At 67.1% G+C, this 15846-nt stretch carries 15 protein-coding genes; 4 read left to right on the top strand and 11 right to left on the bottom strand.

What is annotated here, in order from left to right; all coding sequences use genetic code 11:
• Positions 1-50: 50 nt before the first annotated feature.
• The 5 genes from B4M62_RS10485 to B4M62_RS10505 all read right to left on the bottom strand — a co-directional run bounded on the left by B4M62_RS10485 (position 51) and on the right by B4M62_RS10505 (position 3212).
• Complete coding sequence (locus B4M62_RS10485) at positions 51-1238, bottom strand: hypothetical protein (RefSeq protein WP_290707416.1); 1188 nt, start codon at positions 1236-1238, stop codon at positions 51-53.
• Positions 1239-1335: 97 nt separating this feature from the next.
• A complete protein-coding gene (locus B4M62_RS10490) occupies positions 1336-1680 on the bottom strand; it encodes a hypothetical protein (RefSeq protein WP_290707418.1) in 345 nt (114 codons plus the stop codon).
• Between the two features lie 170 nt (positions 1681-1850).
• Positions 1851-2321 carry a DUF5130 family protein gene (locus B4M62_RS10495; RefSeq protein ID WP_290707420.1) on the bottom strand — a complete coding sequence of 157 codons (471 nt, stop codon included), beginning with the start codon at positions 2319-2321 and terminating at the stop codon, positions 1851-1853.
• Entirely contained in the window at positions 2308-2568 is a 261-nt protein-coding gene (locus tag B4M62_RS10500) for a hypothetical protein (protein ID WP_414651821.1), read from the bottom strand. The genes B4M62_RS10495 and B4M62_RS10500 overlap by 14 nt, the downstream gene beginning before the upstream one ends.
• Before the next feature lie 41 nt (positions 2569-2609).
• A complete protein-coding gene (locus tag B4M62_RS10505; protein WP_290707422.1) occupies positions 2610-3212 on the bottom strand; it encodes a TetR/AcrR family transcriptional regulator in 603 nt (200 codons plus the stop codon).
• A 69-nt stretch (positions 3213-3281) separates the two neighbouring features.
• Here B4M62_RS10505 and B4M62_RS10510 point away from each other — a divergent pair, with 69 nt between their 5' ends.
• Together B4M62_RS10510 and B4M62_RS10515 are read left to right on the top strand one after the other, a co-directional pair.
• Positions 3282-4661 carry a flavin-containing monooxygenase gene (locus B4M62_RS10510; protein ID WP_290707424.1) on the top strand — a complete coding sequence of 460 codons (1380 nt, stop codon included), beginning with the start codon at positions 3282-3284 and terminating at the stop codon, positions 4659-4661.
• Positions 4658-5587, top strand: a complete 930-nt coding sequence (locus B4M62_RS10515; protein WP_290707426.1) for an alpha/beta hydrolase — start codon at positions 4658-4660, stop codon at positions 5585-5587. Before B4M62_RS10510 ends, B4M62_RS10515 begins: the two co-directional genes overlap by 4 nt.
• Positions 5588-5599: 12 nt before the next feature.
• On the opposite strand, the gene B4M62_RS10520 is transcribed toward B4M62_RS10515, so the two are convergent.
• Both B4M62_RS10520 and B4M62_RS10525 read right to left on the bottom strand, forming a co-directional pair.
• Entirely contained in the window at positions 5600-6121 is a 522-nt protein-coding gene (locus tag B4M62_RS10520; RefSeq protein ID WP_344716719.1) for an HNH endonuclease, read from the bottom strand.
• Between the two features lie 69 nt (positions 6122-6190).
• Positions 6191-7108 (bottom strand): esterase/lipase family protein, encoded by a 918-nt coding sequence (locus B4M62_RS10525; protein WP_290707431.1) that lies wholly within the window; start codon positions 7106-7108, stop codon positions 6191-6193.
• An 87-nt stretch (positions 7109-7195) separates the two neighbouring features.
• Between B4M62_RS10525 and B4M62_RS10530 the strand changes: the two genes are divergently transcribed.
• Together B4M62_RS10530 and B4M62_RS10535 are read left to right on the top strand one after the other, a co-directional pair.
• The gene (locus B4M62_RS10530; RefSeq protein WP_290707432.1) at positions 7196-7579 is read left to right on the top strand and encodes a globin; all 384 of its coding nucleotides are present in this window, start codon (positions 7196-7198) and stop codon (positions 7577-7579) included.
• A 22-nt stretch (positions 7580-7601) separates the two neighbouring features.
• Positions 7602-9290 carry a glycoside hydrolase family 13 protein gene (locus B4M62_RS10535; RefSeq protein ID WP_290707434.1) on the top strand — a complete coding sequence of 563 codons (1689 nt, stop codon included), beginning with the start codon at positions 7602-7604 and terminating at the stop codon, positions 9288-9290.
• A 1-nt stretch (position 9291) separates the two neighbouring features.
• On the opposite strand, the gene B4M62_RS10540 is transcribed toward B4M62_RS10535, so the two are convergent.
• From B4M62_RS10540 to B4M62_RS10555, 4 genes are all read right to left on the bottom strand, one after another.
• Entirely contained in the window at positions 9292-9978 is a 687-nt protein-coding gene (locus B4M62_RS10540) for a hypothetical protein (protein ID WP_290707436.1), read from the bottom strand.
• A gap of 1 nt (position 9979) precedes the next feature.
• Positions 9980-10429, bottom strand: coding sequence for an acyl-CoA thioesterase (locus tag B4M62_RS10545; protein WP_290707438.1), 450 nt, complete (start codon positions 10427-10429; stop codon positions 9980-9982).
• Between the two features lie 112 nt (positions 10430-10541).
• Entirely contained in the window at positions 10542-15053 is a 4512-nt protein-coding gene (locus tag B4M62_RS10550) for an NAD-glutamate dehydrogenase (protein WP_290707440.1), read from the bottom strand.
• A gap of 378 nt (positions 15054-15431) precedes the next feature.
• A partial coding sequence (locus B4M62_RS10555) for an ATP-binding cassette domain-containing protein (protein WP_290707442.1) occupies positions 15432-15846 on the bottom strand: 415 nt, incomplete at its 5' end.

Here is a 15846-nt window from a genome sequence, read left to right on the forward strand (position 1 = left end):
CTCCGGCCATTCCCGTTTTTCGGGGCGGTGTTTGCCGCAGCGGCCGCCGGTCAGCGACACACCGGCCGAGCCGGGGCTCCGCCGGTCGGCCCCGCCAGCGTGACCTTGATGAATCGCGGGCGATAGATCCGCCGGTCGCGGTAGACGTCGCCGCCGACGGCGGTGTCGATACTGTTGACGTTGTAGGAGATGACCACCTCGCGCCGGGTGGAGAACTCTGGATGGGCATGAGCGTTGTAGGTGTAGACGTCGGGGTCCCCGAAGCTGCCAGCGGCACCGGTCTCCGGGGTGCGGTACAGCAGCCGCGGCGGGCCGAATGGACCGACCGGAGACGAGGCGAATCGCCCGACGATTCGATCGGACAATCCGGGCCCGCCCTCGGTGGTGACGAGCAGGTACAGACCCCGGCGCAGCAGGTGAACGGAGAGCTCACCCGACACGCCGGTCGCGATCGGTACCGACCTCCCCTCCCCGGTGGCGTCAGCGCGCCGCCAGCCACGTCCGTCGTAGTACTCCAGCCGATCGCGCAGATCGGTTCCCGCAATACGTGCGACGTGTAGCTTCCGGCCGGCACCACGGCCCGCCACCCCGTAGACGTAAGTGTGTTCCGGGCCGGGCGCCACCCACTGGCCCCACTGGATGCCCCGGCTATCGCCGAGCCGGGTGACCGAGGTCGGGCGGGCCAGATCATCGGGGTCGAAGCGCGCCACCGACGATCCGGCGAACTCCCAGTCGAAGGGGCCGGCGCCGTCGGCCCGCCACTTACCCACCGGCACCTGTAGCGCGCCCCCGAGGTAGGTCGCGGCCCCCAACCAGTACCAGCTGCCCGGATCAGCCGGCGCCAGCAACGATTCGGGCGCATCCGGGCGTCCGCCCACGATGGTGCTCAATCGGCCATCGCCGCCGCGTACGACGAACGAGTTGTGCACGAATGGCGCGTCGCCGGGACGGCCGGCGCCGTGCGCGGCAGCCGTGACCGTGACCGCGAGGAAGGTATCGGAAAAGGCGAATAGTTCGCGGTCGCCGGGCAGCGGTGTCGTCCAGGTCGAGTCGCCACCACTCCAACCGGCCGCAGAGTCGCCGTAGCCGTCCAGCATCGCGTTGAGACAGTACACGGGTGCGACACCGACGACCCGGGGGCCGATCGGCGCCGCCGGCCCAGACGGCGATATGGGCGCCCCCAGCAGGACCGCGACCACGCACGACGCAACCGCGCCTCGTAGCCACCGCGGACCCATGCGGTCATGGTAAAGGTGGGCGCGGCACCGGGGGCCTGATACTTCGCCTTTCCGGAGACAGCGCGCCGCCAAAGTTCGCGAGGAGGCTGCCGTCGCGTCAGACCTTGCCGAGTACCGCCTCCGAAAGCAGTAGCGCGACGGGGAGGAAGCCAAGAACAGTGGCCAGCACGACCATCCACGAGCGATCGTGCCGACGGATGATCGCCACGGCGCCGGTGCCGATCGAAGCCAGTCCGGTCGCCCAGATGGACAGCCCCCACACACCGAACCACCAGTTGTCACCGAAGCTGCCGGGCAGATCAACAAGGTCGAAAGCAAGTGACAGCAGGATCAGGACGACGCTGGTCAGGGTGAGCGCTCCGAGCGCCACAGCCCAGCGGCCAACCCGAGACTGTGGTACCGAGGAGCGCTTGTCTGGATGGACGCTGCCATGCTTAACCATGTCTGAACTCTAATCTCGCCTCGCCGCGGTGGCGGTGTTCGTGGTTGTACCACTCGGTAAATTCGATCATGAATTCCCCTGCCTGACTGAGGGTTGAGGTGGTCCACAACCACCGACAAGGGCGGCCGGAGCGATATTCGCTCCGGCCGCCCTCGTCGGGTAACGCGCGCCTACGGGGTGACGGCCGCGGTGGTCATCACGCGCAGTGCCGAAACCAAGCCGTCGATCAGGTCGCCGCGGCGGAAAGCACCCGCCGCCGCGGTCACGCCGAGTGCCGCAACACGGTCGTTGACCCGGCCGGCGACCGCGGCACCGGAGACCACGGCGATGTCTTTCGAATTCGGCGACACCGCGATGAGGGTGCCGTGGGCCGGCTCCGGGCCCTTGAGCAGGATCTCCCGAGCGCCGGCCACCGGATCGGCACCAAGGTCGCCGAGGTAGACCGAGAAGCGAACCCGGGCTTCCTCCGAGCAGGTCTTCAGCGCCTCGTCGAGGCGCAACAGTTCGTCGGGTGCGAACGGGAAGCCGGGAACCTCGGAATCGGGGAAGCGCACTCCCGACACCCGACCACTGTTGGTGACGACGGTGCCGATGGGCAGGTCGCCGACGGGACTGGCTGCAACGATGTCACCACTTGCCATGAGCGGCGCCTCCTTCGGTGTCGGACTCGTGCGCGTGCGCGGGGAGGGCCATGTTGGGCACCTCGGTCGCCGAGAAGAGGATCGGCGCGTGATCCCAGGGCTGATCCAGGGTGTAGCGCGCCGGGGCCTGATACTTCGTCTTTCCGAAGAAGGTCAGGTACATCATCGAAAGCACACACAAGATCACCGCAGTACACACCGCGATGACCACCGGGAGCCCGATGGGGACGATGAGGTCTTCCACCATGTCTGATCTCTTCTCTCTCGGTTGACTGTGAGATGAATTTATCAGTGTGCGGGCGCGCAGCGCAGCGCGGGCAGAACATAGCGTCGAAAATGTCGCCGAACCGACTGTGGGTCGTCGGCGTCGACGTGCCGCCCGGCCACGCTGCCGAGGCTGATCATTACGCGGGCCACCCATTCAGCGGCCTCGTCGAGATCGGTTTCGGGATGGATGTCGCCGTCACGCACGGCCTCGCCGAGATACCGGTGCCAGAACCCGGCGAGGTCGGGCACCAGTCCCGCGACGCCGACACCGATCGCCGCGGCGAACTCCTCGGGTTCGACGGTGCGCAACCGCATCAGCGTCGCGCCCGGGTCATCGTAGGCCCGCCGGCCAATCGCCACGCCGGCGACCAGCCGGTCCTCGAATCCATCGATCGCCTCGAGTTCGGCATGGTTGCGCTCCCACGTCGTCTCGACCAGGCGCATCAGTGCCGCACCCACCAACGCGTTCTTGTCGGGGAAGAGCCGGTAGAGCCATGCCCGGGACACCTCGGCCCGCTCGGCGACCGTACTCATCGTCGTCGCGCGAATGCCCTTGTCGGCGAGTAGATCATCAGCCACGTCGAGCAATCGTTCCCGAGTCGTCATGGCGTCCGAACGGGTCATGGATGTGCAGTGTAGGCCGATGCAGCAGAAACAGGTAGACAGTTTCCACAGTCTGTGTACCCTCCCACTATGACGCAACCCACAGTCGCGGTGATCGGCGCTGGAATCAGCGGATTGACCTCGGCGAAGATGCTCACCGATTACGACGTCGAGCACACCGTCTTCGAAGCGTCCGACCGCATCGGCGGCAACTGGGCCTTCGGCAATCCCAACGGCCACTCGAGCGCGTATCGGTCGCTTCATATCGACACCTCCAAACATCAACTCTCCTTCCGCGACTTCCCGATGCCACCGGACTACCCCGACTTCCCGCACCACACTCAGATCAAGCAGTACCTGGAGGACTATGCCGAGGCCTTCGGCCTCAACCGCAACATCGAGTTCGAGAACGGAGTCGTCCACGCCGCCCGCCTCCCCGGCGGCGGCTGGGAACTGGACACGCAGCGCAGTGGCACCCGCCGTTTCGATCTGCTCGTCGTCGCCAACGGGCATCACTGGGATCCGCGCTACCCGGACTTCCCGGGCGAGTTCAGCGGCATCGAGATGCACGCGCACCACTACATCGACATCAACACGCCGCACGACTTCACCGGAAAGCGCATTCTCGTCGTCGGCCTGGGCAACAGCGCCGCCGACATCGCGGTGGAACTCTCGTCCAAGGCGCTGCAGAACACCCTCACCCTCTCGACCCGGTCGGGGGCGTGGATCGTACCCAAGTACTACTTCGGCAAGCCGGCCGACAAGTTCTACCGCACCTCGCCGCACATCCCGCTCAGCTGGCAGCGCAAGGCCCTGCAAGTGATGATGCCGCTGGCCGGGCGCCCCGAGGAATTCGGCCTGCCGACGCCGAACCACAAGTTCTTCGAGGCGCATCCCACCCAGTCCCTCGACCTGCCGCTTCGCCTCGGCTCCGGCGATGTGATCCCCAAGCCCAACATCGCCCGGCTCGACGGCGACACCGTCCACTTCGACGACGGGACTTCCGCCGACTTCGACATCATCATCTACGCGACCGGTTACAACATCACCTTCCCGTTCTTCGACGAAGACTTCATCTCCGCGCCCGACAATCGAATCGATCTGTACAAGCGGATGTTCTACCCGGGCATCGACGACCTGGTCTTCCACGGCTTCGCCCAGGCCACCCCAACGCTGTTCCCGTTCGTCGAATCCCAGGCCCGACTCGTCGGCGCATATGCGGTCGGCAACTACCGCCTGCCGCCGGTCGAACAGATGCGCCGGGTGATCGACGACGATATGGCGCTCTACACCGGCCATATGCTCGACCGGCCGCGCCACACCCAGCAGCTCGACTACTTCGTCTACGAGCACAACATGCGGACCAAGGAGCTCCCCGCCGGCCTGGTCCGCGCGCGACAGCAGGGACCGCCCCGCTGGGCCGGCGTCGGAGTCACCCCCTCGACAACGACAACGGAGGCGAGCGCATGACGCCCGGCACGACCCCCCTATCGCGCGGGGCCCGCACCGATGTCACGTTCCTCAGCGGCGGGGTCAATTGTGCCGCCTGGTTCTACCCCGCCGTCGGGGCGAGTCCCGCCCCCGTCGTCGTCATGGGACATGGCATCGGCGGCACCAAGGACTCCGGGCTCGACCCGTACGCCCGGGCGCTGCAAGCCGCAGGGTTCGCCGTCTTCGCCTTCGACTACCGCGGGTTCGGCGAATCGGCCGGCACCCCCCGCCAACACGTCTGCATGCACGACCAGATCTCGGACTATGACGCCGCCTGCGCCGCGGCCGCCCGCCAGCCCGGGGTCGACCCGGCAGCGATTGTGCTGTGGGGGGTTTCGCAATCGGGTGGGCACGTTTTCGACGTCGCCAGCCGCCGCAGCGACATCGCCGCGGTGATCGCGGTGGTGCCGATGGTCAACGGCCCGGCCGCCGCTCGTCACGCGCTGCCGCTGCACACGCCGCGCAGCCTGCTGCGGTCCACGACGACGGGGTGGCGCAGCTCGGCCCGCCAGCTGATGGGCAAATCGCCCGCCACGATCCCTATCGTCGCGCAGCCGGGCGGATTCGGCGCACTGACCGCACCCGGCTATTACGAAGCCGCGACCGCCCTGGCCGGCCCATCGTGGCGCAACGAGATCGACGCGACGATCGGCACCCAACTCGCCGCCTATCGGCCGGGCCGGCACGCAAAGCTGATCACCGCCCCGGTCCTCGTGCAGATCGCCGACCTCGACCAGGCCGCACCCCCGCACGCGGCGGCCAAGGCGGCCTTCGCCGCGCGGGCCGAAGTACGACACTATCCCTGTGACCACTTCGACGTGTTTGCCGGCGTCGCCGGCAACAACTGGTTCCATCGCTGTGCGGCCCACCAGGTCGACTTTCTCCGCCGCCGACTCGGCGCGTAGGACCGGCCCCCGTCACGCCGCTAGGTACTGCTCCCACACCGGATCGATGTCGGACACGGTCGCCAACAGCCGCCAGTGCTGACCCTTCGGTGCCACCGGCTCGCGATGCAATGTCCAGCCGATCTCGTGGAGCAGTCGGTCGGCCTTACGCCGATTGCAGGGCACACAGCATGCAACACAGTTGTCCCAGGTGTTCGCCCCGCCACGGCTGCGCGGGACGACGTGGTCGATCGTGGTCGCCCGGGAACCGCAATACCCACAGCGCGACGCGTCGCGACGCATCAGCGCGGCCCGTGTCAGGGGAATCTGGGCCCGGTACGGCACTCGGACGAAGTGGTTCAACCGGATCACCGACGGAACCGCGACCGCCAGTTGCTCGGAGTGTGCGATCGCATGGTCCTCGTCCTCGTGGACCGTCTCGGCGCGACCGGTGATGGTGAGGACGATCGCCCGGCGCGTCGACACGACGGTGAGCGGCTCGAAGGTGGCGTTGAGCAGCAGCACGCGTTGCCGTTGCCACGAAATCGCGATCACAGTGTCAAGGGAACCATGCCCAGCGCTGGCGCGCACTCGATATGTGACCGGTGCGCACCGACCACGGCGTCACACCGGGATTCCCGGCTGACACGGAACCGCTGTCGCACGGTCCGGGTCGAGGTGGTTGAGGACCATCGCAATGACCCCCCGGTCGTAGAGGAGTGCGAGGTGTCCGACCATCGAACTCGGGCAGGCCGTCTGCACGAGTACATTGGTCACGTTCGGCGCGGGCGGCAGCAACGCGTTCTGGGTTGGGGTGACGAATTCGTCGTGGGTACTCGCAATCGCCACATACCGAACGCGTGGATCGGTCTTTCGCAGCTGGATGTAGGTATTCGGGTCGGCGAATTCATTGCACCCCGGACACGGGCCCTCCAGCAGCTTCCGCATCCCGGGGATCTCCACGGTGGCCAACCCGCTCACGGTGGGATAGCCGGAGACGACGCCGCCGACCGAGATCGCCCGAAATACCTTTGCCGCTCCGCCGTAGTGCTTGATGTAGATCGATTGCACGGTACCGCCGAGCGAGTGCCCGATGACGTCGACCTGGTGCGCGCCGGTACGGGCGCGCACCGTGTCGACGAAGGCCGACAATTGTCGCGCCGACACCGCCATCTTGTTCAGGTTGCCAAAGGGCCCGCCCGGGGGGAGCTGCCCGGTGGTGAGCGTGAACACGCAGTAGCCCTCGTTGGCCAGGCGCGGGGCCATCGCCTGCCAGCTGTTGTACTGGTTCGCCATGAATCCGTGAACCAGAATGACCGGTCGCGGATGTGCCGCGCTGCGGCACGCGAAGCGGTTTGCCCCCGGCGGCGGCGTATTGGGCGCCAGACTCCCGCCGCCGAAGGCCGAGAAAAGGTCATAGTTGACCGGGTACTGCGGGCGCGCGGCCGCCTCGCCGGTGAGTCCCGCTGCGACGATCACGGCGACGGCCGCCGCCGCCGCGGTCGAGAGTCGCCGCCACCTGCCACGCCACGCTCGTATCACCCGTATCCCCCTGATCACCGCGATGTGGTCCAGTCGTGACGGTAACGCAGATTCGCCCCCGTAAGGCTGGTTGTGGACAATGAGGGCGTGCCCAGTTTCTACGAGGAAGTCGGCGGCCACGCGACGTTCGAGGCCATCACCAAGCGGTTCTATGCGGAGGTCGCGCGCGATGAGATCCTGCGCCCGATGTATCCCGAGGAGGACCTGGGGCCGGCGCAGCGCCGCCTGCGCATGTTTCTCGAGCAGTATTGGGGCGGACCCCACACCTACGCCGACGAGCGTGGCCACCCCCGGTTGCGAATGCGTCACGTGCCGTATCGCATCGGCCCCATCGAGCGGGATGCGTGGCTACGCTGCATGGAGACGGCCATCGCCGAAGTCAGCGCCGACGTGCTCGACGACGAACATCGCCATACGCTGCTGGACTATCTGAACCGGGCCGCCACCTCGCTGGTGAACGCACCACTGTGACCTGAAGGGGATCTGGAGCACGATGAGTGAAACGCCGAACATCGTGCGGTCGAAGGCTGCCCCCAACATCGTCCGGTCGGCCCAATCGCCCAAACGGCCCAACACGCAACTCGATCCCGCGGACCAAGAATGGTGGCGCCGCGCCGTCATCTACCAGATCTATCCACGGTCGTTCGCCAATTCGAACGGCGACGGGGTGGGCGACCTCGGCGGGATCATCGCCAAGCTCGGCCACCTCGAACTCCTCGGTGTCGACGCCATCTGGCTCTCGCCGGTGATGCGCTCCCCCATGGCCGATCACGGCTATGACGTGTCCGATCCACGCGACATCGATCCCCTGTTCGGTAGCCTCGCCACCTTCGACCGCCTCCTCGCCGAAGCACACGGGCGTGAGATCCGCGTCGCGATGGACGTGGTCCCCAACCACACCAGCATCGAACACCCCTGGTTCGCCGCCGCCCTCGCCGCGGCATCCGGGAGCGCCGAGCGCGCGCGCTACTACTTCCGCGACGGACGGGGAGCCGATGGGTCACAGCCGCCCAACAACTGGGTCAGCGTGTTCGGCGGGCCGGCCTGGTCGCGAATCACTGAGCCCGACGGGACGCCCGGGCAGTGGTACCTGCACCTGTTCGCACCGCAGCAGCCCGACCTGAACTTCGAGGACGACGACGTCGTCGCCGATCTGGAGCGGACGCTGCGCTTCTGGCTCGACCGGGGCATCGACGGCTTCCGGATCGATGTGGCCCACGGGCTTGCCAAGGCCCCGGGTCTGCCGGACATGGACCTGCACGCCGCGCAGGTGCTGCGGCACACCGATTCTGATCCACGGTTCAATAATCCAGAGGTCCACGCGATCCACCGGCGCATTCGAGCCGTCGTCGACGAATACCCCGGCGCGTTCACCGTCGGCGAGGTCTGGGTGGAGAACAACGCCCAGTTCGCGGCGTACCTCCGGCCCGGCGAGTTGCATCTCGGCTTCAACTTCCGGCTCGCCATGGCCGCCTTCGCCGCCGACGAGATTCGCGCCGCGATCGAAAACTCACTCGCCGCCGTCGCCACGGTGGGCGCGCCCGCAACCTGGGCACTGTCCAACCACGACGTGTACCGCGAAGTAACCCGCTACGCGCCCGACGACTCCCCCGCGGGCCTCGCGATCGGGACCGACCGGGCTCGGGCGATGCTTCTCGTCGAACTGGCCCTACCCGGCACGGCGTTCATCTACAACGGTGCCGAGCTCGGGCTCCCCAACGTCGCCCTGCCCGACGAGGTGCTGCAAGATCCGGTCTGGCAGCGGTCCGAGCACACCGCGCGTGGTCGAGACGGATGCCGGGTGCCGATCCCGTGGGAGGGCGAGGACCCCCCGTTCGGGTTCAGCAGCAACCGGCACACGTGGCTGCCGATGCCGCCGGAGTGGGCCGCGTTGACCGCCGAGCAGCAACTGGAGGATGTGTACTCCACCCTCGCGCTCTACCGCCGGGCCATCGAATTGCGCTTCCACCGCGTCGAGTTCCGCGGGGACGCCATCGACTGGTACGGCTCCCCCGCCGGATGCCTGGCGTTCCGGCGCTCGGAGGGCCACCTGGTGTGCGCGCTCAACACCGGGCCGAAGCCGGTGTCAGTCCCGCCCGGAGATGTGTTGTTGACCAGTAAGCCGTTCGTCGACGGCCGACTGCCGGGCAACTCGGCGGTCTGGCTGGTTGCCCATCGGTGACTCAGAGGGCGGTAACCGCGAACTGGTCTCCACGACGCTGATAGACCGCGCCGAACCGGGCGTCGAGGCGGATCCAGGTGCCACTCGCGCGCACGCGGACCGGCTCATCCTCCGCGATGTCCTCGAGCACCGTCGATTCGCTGATCCCGTGCCCGTGGCGGTCGCGGGCGAAGCCCATCCCGGTGAGGGCGAACAGCGCGCGCAGCGCCACCCCGACGGCGACTTCGCCGGTCGGATCGGTCACCTCCAGGACTACCTGGTCCAGGAGCGACGTGACTGGCCCGTGCCCGCCCACCGGCTCATTGGCGAGCGCGGCCCCGCGTTGCGCGAGGTCGACGACGGTCCGCAGCGGGACATCGTCGATCTGCCGGTAGCCCGATTGCGGTGGTAGCGCGCCGCGCCACGCACTGTCGAGCGAGAAGCCCGGATCGATAGTCAACTGCCCCGCGCCGGCCGCGGACTGCACGACGCCGGCATCGCACACGACATCGGGCGGGCTGATCGAACCGAACACCGATCGTGTCGCAAGAACATCGAAACCCGTTGTGCCCCATAGTCCGACGAGCCCATCAGCACGCTGCTGAACCCGGATGACCGCTGCTTCGTCGAGGCGCAGCAGTCGGCCGACGAAAGCGGCCACGTCGCCGGCGTCGGCGGTTGAGGCGAGGGTCAGTCGTCGATCACCCATCTCACGCCTCGCGGAGGAATTCGCGCAGGTAGTCCTTCTCCGCGTCAGACATCCGCCGCGGGCGCTGGGTGTTGATGTCGAATGAGGCCAGGTGGGTCGAGGCGACCACGGCCGGCTTCGAATCCACGTCAGCCCCGGCCGGGCGGACCTCGTAGCCGACGGTGAAGTCAACCGAGCGCAGCTTCTCCACGAACATCAGGACCTCGATCGGACCCTGATCGTGGCGCAACTGGGCCTGGTACTTCACGTTCAAGTCGACCACGACGCAGCCCTCGCGCAGCGGTGCCGTCGGCCGCTCGTCGTAGAAGAGCCACGGGATGCGGGCCTCCTCGAGAAGGGTGACCATGCGCGCGTGGTTGATGTGCTGGAACACATCCATGTCCGACCATCGCACCGGCACCTTGACCAGGTATCCACGGGCAGTCCGGCACCCCTCGTCGGGAATCTCCATCGTGTACACAGCCTCTCGTGTCGACTTGTCCGGCTCCACCGACCATTGTCCACCGGGCGACTCCCCTCCCGCCGAGTGGGCACCCCCACCCCGCCCAGTGGGCACCCCAGACTCAGAAGGCGATACTGCGCAACGCCCGAGCCGCAACCGAGAGAGACGCAAACTCGAAGACGTCCGATCCTCGTACCTGACCGATCGTCGTCCGCACCCGGGCGATCCGCGCCACGTTGCGCAACTCCCAATCGGCGATTTGTGCCTCCGGCGACTCTGTCGCGTCCCCCTGAACCAGAATCGCCTGGGTCAGGGTGCGCAGGACGCCGTGCAGATCGTCGCGGATCGCGAGGCGCGCCTGTACCTGCCACCGATCGTGCGCATCCAGATCGGTGACAGCGCTCAGCAACTGCTCCACCTGGAGCCGCTCGCACAGCATCCAGTACATGAGCCCCACCTCCGTGACATCACGGTCGGTGATCTCGGCGACGTCGATAATGTCGAGCAACGCATAGCTGTGCAGGCTGAGCGCCACCGTGCGCGCCACCGTCGGTTCGACGCCTTCGACGATCAGCCGACGCGCCCGCGAGTCCACGTCGGCCCTCGACGCCGACCCGAGCCAACCGTTCAATTCGTCGTGCAGTTCCGCTACGCGGTGGCGGTAGCGGGTGACTTCCGCGGCGAGGGCGAGTGGCTGCGGTCGGGTCGCCAGGAACCAGCGCGACGCGCGGAACAGGAGTCGGCGCGAGTAGTACAGCATCTCGTCGATCACCGCAGTGGCGACCGGCGACGCAACCAGTCGCGTCCACAGCGGACGCAGGTCGAAAACCTCGGTGACCACCACAAAGGCGCGCACCGCGTCGATCGGGCCAACCCCGCTGCCCTCCCCGAGGCGGAATACGTGCGACAGCCCACCCAAGTCGACGACGTCGTTGACAATGCTCGTCGCGATGATCTCCCGCCGCAGCCGATGCCCGTGGAGCTCACCGGAGAAGCGCTCCACCACCGCGGTCGGGAAATAGCCGCGCAACCGGACGGTGAACAGGTCATTGTCTGGGAGCTCGGAATCGAGCAGGTCCGACTTGAGGCCGAGTTTGACCTGAGCCATCAGGGTGGCCAGTTCCGGCGACGTCAGTGCACGCGCCCGACCCGCCGCCCGCGTCGAGGCGAATCGGTCCCGCAGCTGTGCCGGCGTGGGCAGCCCTTCCAGGGCCAGGTCGACCTTGCGCCGGTCGGCGAGGTCGGCCAACATCCGCTCATGGGTATCGACGTAACGCGACGCCTGAGTGCGTTCGAAGCCGAGTTCGTTGTTTTGGGCGACGTTGTCAGCGAGGACCGCATCGGCGACGTCGTCGGTCAACGATGCCAGGAAGTCGGCGCGGGTATGAGCACCCAGGGCACCCGAGGTCACTGCCGCCTGCAGCAGGATCTTGAGGTTGACCTCGTGATCGGAACAATCGACACCGGCAGAGTTGTCCAGGGCATCGGTGTTTATGGCGACTTCGTGCAGGTCGGCCTCGATCCGCCCCTGTTCGGTGACCCCGAGATTGCCGCCCTCCCCGACGACGGTCACGCGGAGCCGGTTGGCATCGACGCGTACCGCATCGTTGGCCTTGTCCCCAACCTCCGCATTCGTCTGCGTCGACGCCTTGATGTAGGTGCCGATCCCGCCGTTCCACAGCAAGTCGACCGGGGCGAGCAGCATGGCCCGGATCAGCTCCGGCGGCGCAAGCTCGGCGACATCGTCGTCGAGTCCGAGCACCGATCGCACCTGTGGCGTGATCGGGATGGACTTTCGGTCGCGACTGAAGACGCCGCCGCCCGCGCTGATCTGCCCAGTGTCATAATCGTCCCACGACGAGCGCGGAAGGTCGAACAGTCGCTTGCGCTCGACAAACGAGGACGCCGGATCCGGATCGGGGTCGAGGAAGACATGGCGGTGGTCGAAGGCCCCGACCAGTCGGATATGCGCCGAGCGCAGCATGCCGTTGCCGAACACGTCCCCGCTCATGTCACCGATGCCGACGACGGTGATGTCCTGGCGCTGCGGGTCGATCCCGATCTCGGCGAAGTGGCGCTGGACCGAGATCCACGCTCCCCGCGCGGTGATTCCCATGGCCTTGTGGTCGTAGCCGACCGAACCGCCCGAGGCGAATGCGTCGCCGAGCCAGAAACCGTAGTCCGCGGCGACCGCATTCGCCGCGTCGGAGAAGGACGCGGTCCCCTTGTCGGCGGCGACCACGAGATAGGGGTCGTCGCGGTCGCGGCGGATCACTCGTTCGGGTGTGACGATGTCCCCGGTGACCAGGTCGATGTTGTCGGTCACGTCGAGGAGTGCGGCGATGAACTCGCGGTAGCGCGACACGACAGTCTCGCGCGAGGGCGATCGACCGTCTTTGACGACGAATCCCCCCTTTGCGCCGAGTGGCACGATCACCGCGTTTTTCACCGACTGTGCCTTGGCCAGACCGAGGATCTCGGTGCGATAGTCCTCCCCGCGATCCGACCAGCGCAGCCCGCCGCGCGCAACCATTCCGAAGCGCAGGTGCACGCCCTCGACGCGGGGCGAGTGGACGTACAACTCGAAACGTGGCCGCGGCGCGGGGGCGAGTGGAATCTTCTGCGGCGCCAGCTTCAGCACCAGTGCACGCCGGACTCCCGGCGAATAGTCCTGTGACACAAAGGCATTGGTCCGCAAGGTGGCCAGCACCGCCGATCGCAAGGCCGACAACACGCGATCGGCGTCCAGGCTGAAGACCTTGGCCGCCTCCGCGTCGAGGCGGACCGCCGCCTCTGCGCGGCGCTCGTCGTCGGCCTGGTCCGGATCGAATGTCGCCTCGAACAGTGCCAGTAGCGCGGCGGTCACCGCACGGTGCGAGGCGAGCACGTCGGCAACGTAGACCGCGCGGTATGCCGAGCCACATTGGCGCAAATAGTGATGGTAGGCGCGCAGGATGGCGACCTCTCGCCAGGTGAGGGCGGTACTCAGGATCAGTGCGTTGAACGCGTCGAGCTCTGCATCGCCCCGCCAAATCGCCTCGAAGGCATCGATGAGCCGAGCCGTTCGCCCCTCAGGGTCGTCGTCGCCGGCGGGCACGTCGACGTCGAACTCGTAGGCCCAGCACGTCACGCCATCGGGTCGGTCGATGCGGAACGCCTGCTCCTCGGCCACCCGCACGCCCAGGCTGTCGAAGACAGGCAGCAGATCGGTCAGGTCGGCTGAGTCGTCGCACAGGTAGATCACGACGGTCCGCGGGTCTGGTGCCGCGACGACAACCTCCCCCGGTGACATCGCCTGCCAGTGAGTCAAATCGTCGTAGGCGCGTCGCGGATCGCGAAGCTCTTGATACGACGGGGAGACCGCCGACGCAAAGCGGAGCAGTTCGGTGCCGTCGACCTCTTCGGGGACGTTTTCGGCAAGGCGTTCGTCCCAGGTGAGAATCACCGCGCCGAGACCCTCCCGCAGTGCCCGCTGAGCGGGCGATCCCGTTGCATACGAGGGCCGGTCAGCGTCCGGGTCGATCCGCATCACGACGTGCAGCAGGGCGCGCGGCCCCTCCCCGACGTGTCCGGTGTACTCGACCTGCGAACCCCCCAACTCGCCTGCCAACTCATCCTGTAGGCGCAGTCGAGTGGCGGTGCTGTAGCGCTCTCGCGGCAAGTAGACCAGTCCGGCGGCGGTCTGTGTTCGCGGGTCGACACGCACGAAAACGTCCAGCGCTGACGAAGCCGCCGAGTCCACCAGAGCGTCGATCCGCTTGGCCAGATCATCGGTGGGCGTGGCAAACAACTCAGCCAGCGGGTAGTTCTGGAGGTAGTCCGTCATCTCCTCGCCGACGAATGACTCGACGTCGACATCAGCATCGTCGAAAACCGCGCTGACCGCCCGCCGTACGACGGGGATCTCGAAGACCGACTGGCTCAGGCCCGCCGTGCTCAGCAGACCAATGAAGAATTGCTCCTCGTCGTCGACCCGGATGCTGACCAGAACCGGAAACTGCGTCCGCACCACCCCCGTCGGAAGATATGCGCGGGCCAAGACAGGCGGCAGGGCACGATCGGCGAGATGCTGGGCACGATAGGCGAGGTGGGGTCGGCAAATCCCCCGATTCACCTCCGGGCCAGTCTGCCCCAGCGGAACGAAATTCCCATCGCCGAGCCAGCGCAACAGCGCGGCCGTCTCCGGATCCTCGTCGGCTGAATCCAGGTCGTCGGCGAGGCGCCCCAGCGCTAGGAGCATCGCCGGGCGATCGGCCTGGATCGCGCCGACCTGCTCGAGCGCCGCGGTGGTCGCCGTGCGCAAGGTGTCATCACCATCGGTGTCGCGTTGACCGGAGTCGCTGAACTGCAGCCGGATCCACGACTCGTCCTCGTCACCGGTGCCACGATCCCCGGCGCTGAGCAACTGTCCGTGCTCGTCGCGGCGAACGCCGAGAACCGGGTGCTCAATTGTGTCAACGCGCAGACCACGGCCGTGCACTGCCGAGAGGACGGATTCGACGAGCATCGGCATGTCGTCATTGATCAGGACCACTTCGCCGTGCCCGTCATCGCAACGACGAATGTCGATGATCGGAGCACCGTCGACACGCACTTGTCCAGCTTCGAGGCACTCGACCGGCACGCCGTCCACAAGGTCGATGCTAGACACTCCACCGCCGTTTGGTCACCGGACCCAAGACAACGGCCAAAGTGAACATTTCGGGCTATCGTGAAGAAACGATCTCGCTAATAGTCACCCGGAGTGCGTCATGAGGAACACGGAGTGCGTCATGAGGAAATCGAACCGGACAGTCACCCGGCGGACCTTCATCTTCGCCCAGCCCGCCCGCGGCCGTAAGCGCAAGCGCAGCGGGAGCGTTCCATCCATGTAGCCTGGCCCAGCACCGCGGACAGACACCCGGCGGACCTCCACCTTCGCCCAACCCGCCCGCAGCCGTAAGCGTAGCGGCGGCTGCAACAACTGCTAGATCACCGCGGCTGCGGCAAGCCGGCCCGCGACCGCCTACCGTCAGTCGCGGGTCAGCTTGCGGTGCGTCACCCGGTGAGGACGGGCCGCGTCGGCGCCCAGACGATCGATCTTGTTGGCCTCGTAGGCCTCAAAGTTGCCCTCGAACCAGAACCATTGCCCTTCCGACACGTTGCCCTCCCACGCCAGAATGTGGGTACAGGTGCGGTCGAGGAACCAGCGGTCGTGGGAGATGACCACGGCACAACCCGGGAACTGCTCCAGCGCATTCTCCAACGAGGAGAGCGTTTCGACATCGAGGTCGTTGGTCGGCTCATCGAGCAGGATCAGGTTGCCGCCCTCTTTGAGGGTGAGCGCCAGATTCAGGCGGTTGCGCTCGCCGCCCGAGAGGACCTCCGACGGCTTCTGCTGATCGGCCCCCTTGAAGCCGAACGCGCTGACGTAGGCGCGCGAGGGC

The sequence above is a fragment of the Gordonia sp. UBA5067 genome, from assembly GCF_002414845.1.
Lineage (GTDB): Bacteria > Actinomycetota > Actinomycetes > Mycobacteriales > Mycobacteriaceae > Gordonia > Gordonia defluvii.

Bases quoted from the DNA above. Each gene is read 5' to 3' on its own strand.
- B4M62_RS10485 (WP_290707416.1), bottom strand. From the start codon at position 1,238: ATGGGTCCGCGGTGGCTACGAGGCGCGGTTGCGTCGTGCGTGGTCGCG.
- B4M62_RS10490 (WP_290707418.1), bottom strand. From the start codon at position 1,680: ATGGTTAAGCATGGCAGCGTCCATCCAGACAAGCGCTCCTCGGTACCA.
- B4M62_RS10495 (WP_290707420.1), bottom strand. From the start codon at position 2,321: ATGGCAAGTGGTGACATCGTTGCAGCCAGTCCCGTCGGCGACCTGCCC.
- B4M62_RS10500 (WP_414651821.1), bottom strand. From the start codon at position 2,568: ATGGTGGAAGACCTCATCGTCCCCATCGGGCTCCCGGTGGTCATCGCG.
- B4M62_RS10505 (WP_290707422.1), bottom strand. From the start codon at position 3,212: ATGACCCGTTCGGACGCCATGACGACTCGGGAACGATTGCTCGACGTG.
- B4M62_RS10510 (WP_290707424.1), top strand. From the start codon at position 3,282: ATGACGCAACCCACAGTCGCGGTGATCGGCGCTGGAATCAGCGGATTG.
- B4M62_RS10515 (WP_290707426.1), top strand. From the start codon at position 4,658: ATGACGCCCGGCACGACCCCCCTATCGCGCGGGGCCCGCACCGATGTC.
- B4M62_RS10535 (WP_290707434.1), top strand. From the start codon at position 7,602: ATGAGTGAAACGCCGAACATCGTGCGGTCGAAGGCTGCCCCCAACATC.
- B4M62_RS10540 (WP_290707436.1), bottom strand. From the start codon at position 9,978: ATGGGTGATCGACGACTGACCCTCGCCTCAACCGCCGACGCCGGCGAC.
- B4M62_RS10545 (WP_290707438.1), bottom strand. From the start codon at position 10,429: ATGGAGATTCCCGACGAGGGGTGCCGGACTGCCCGTGGATACCTGGTC.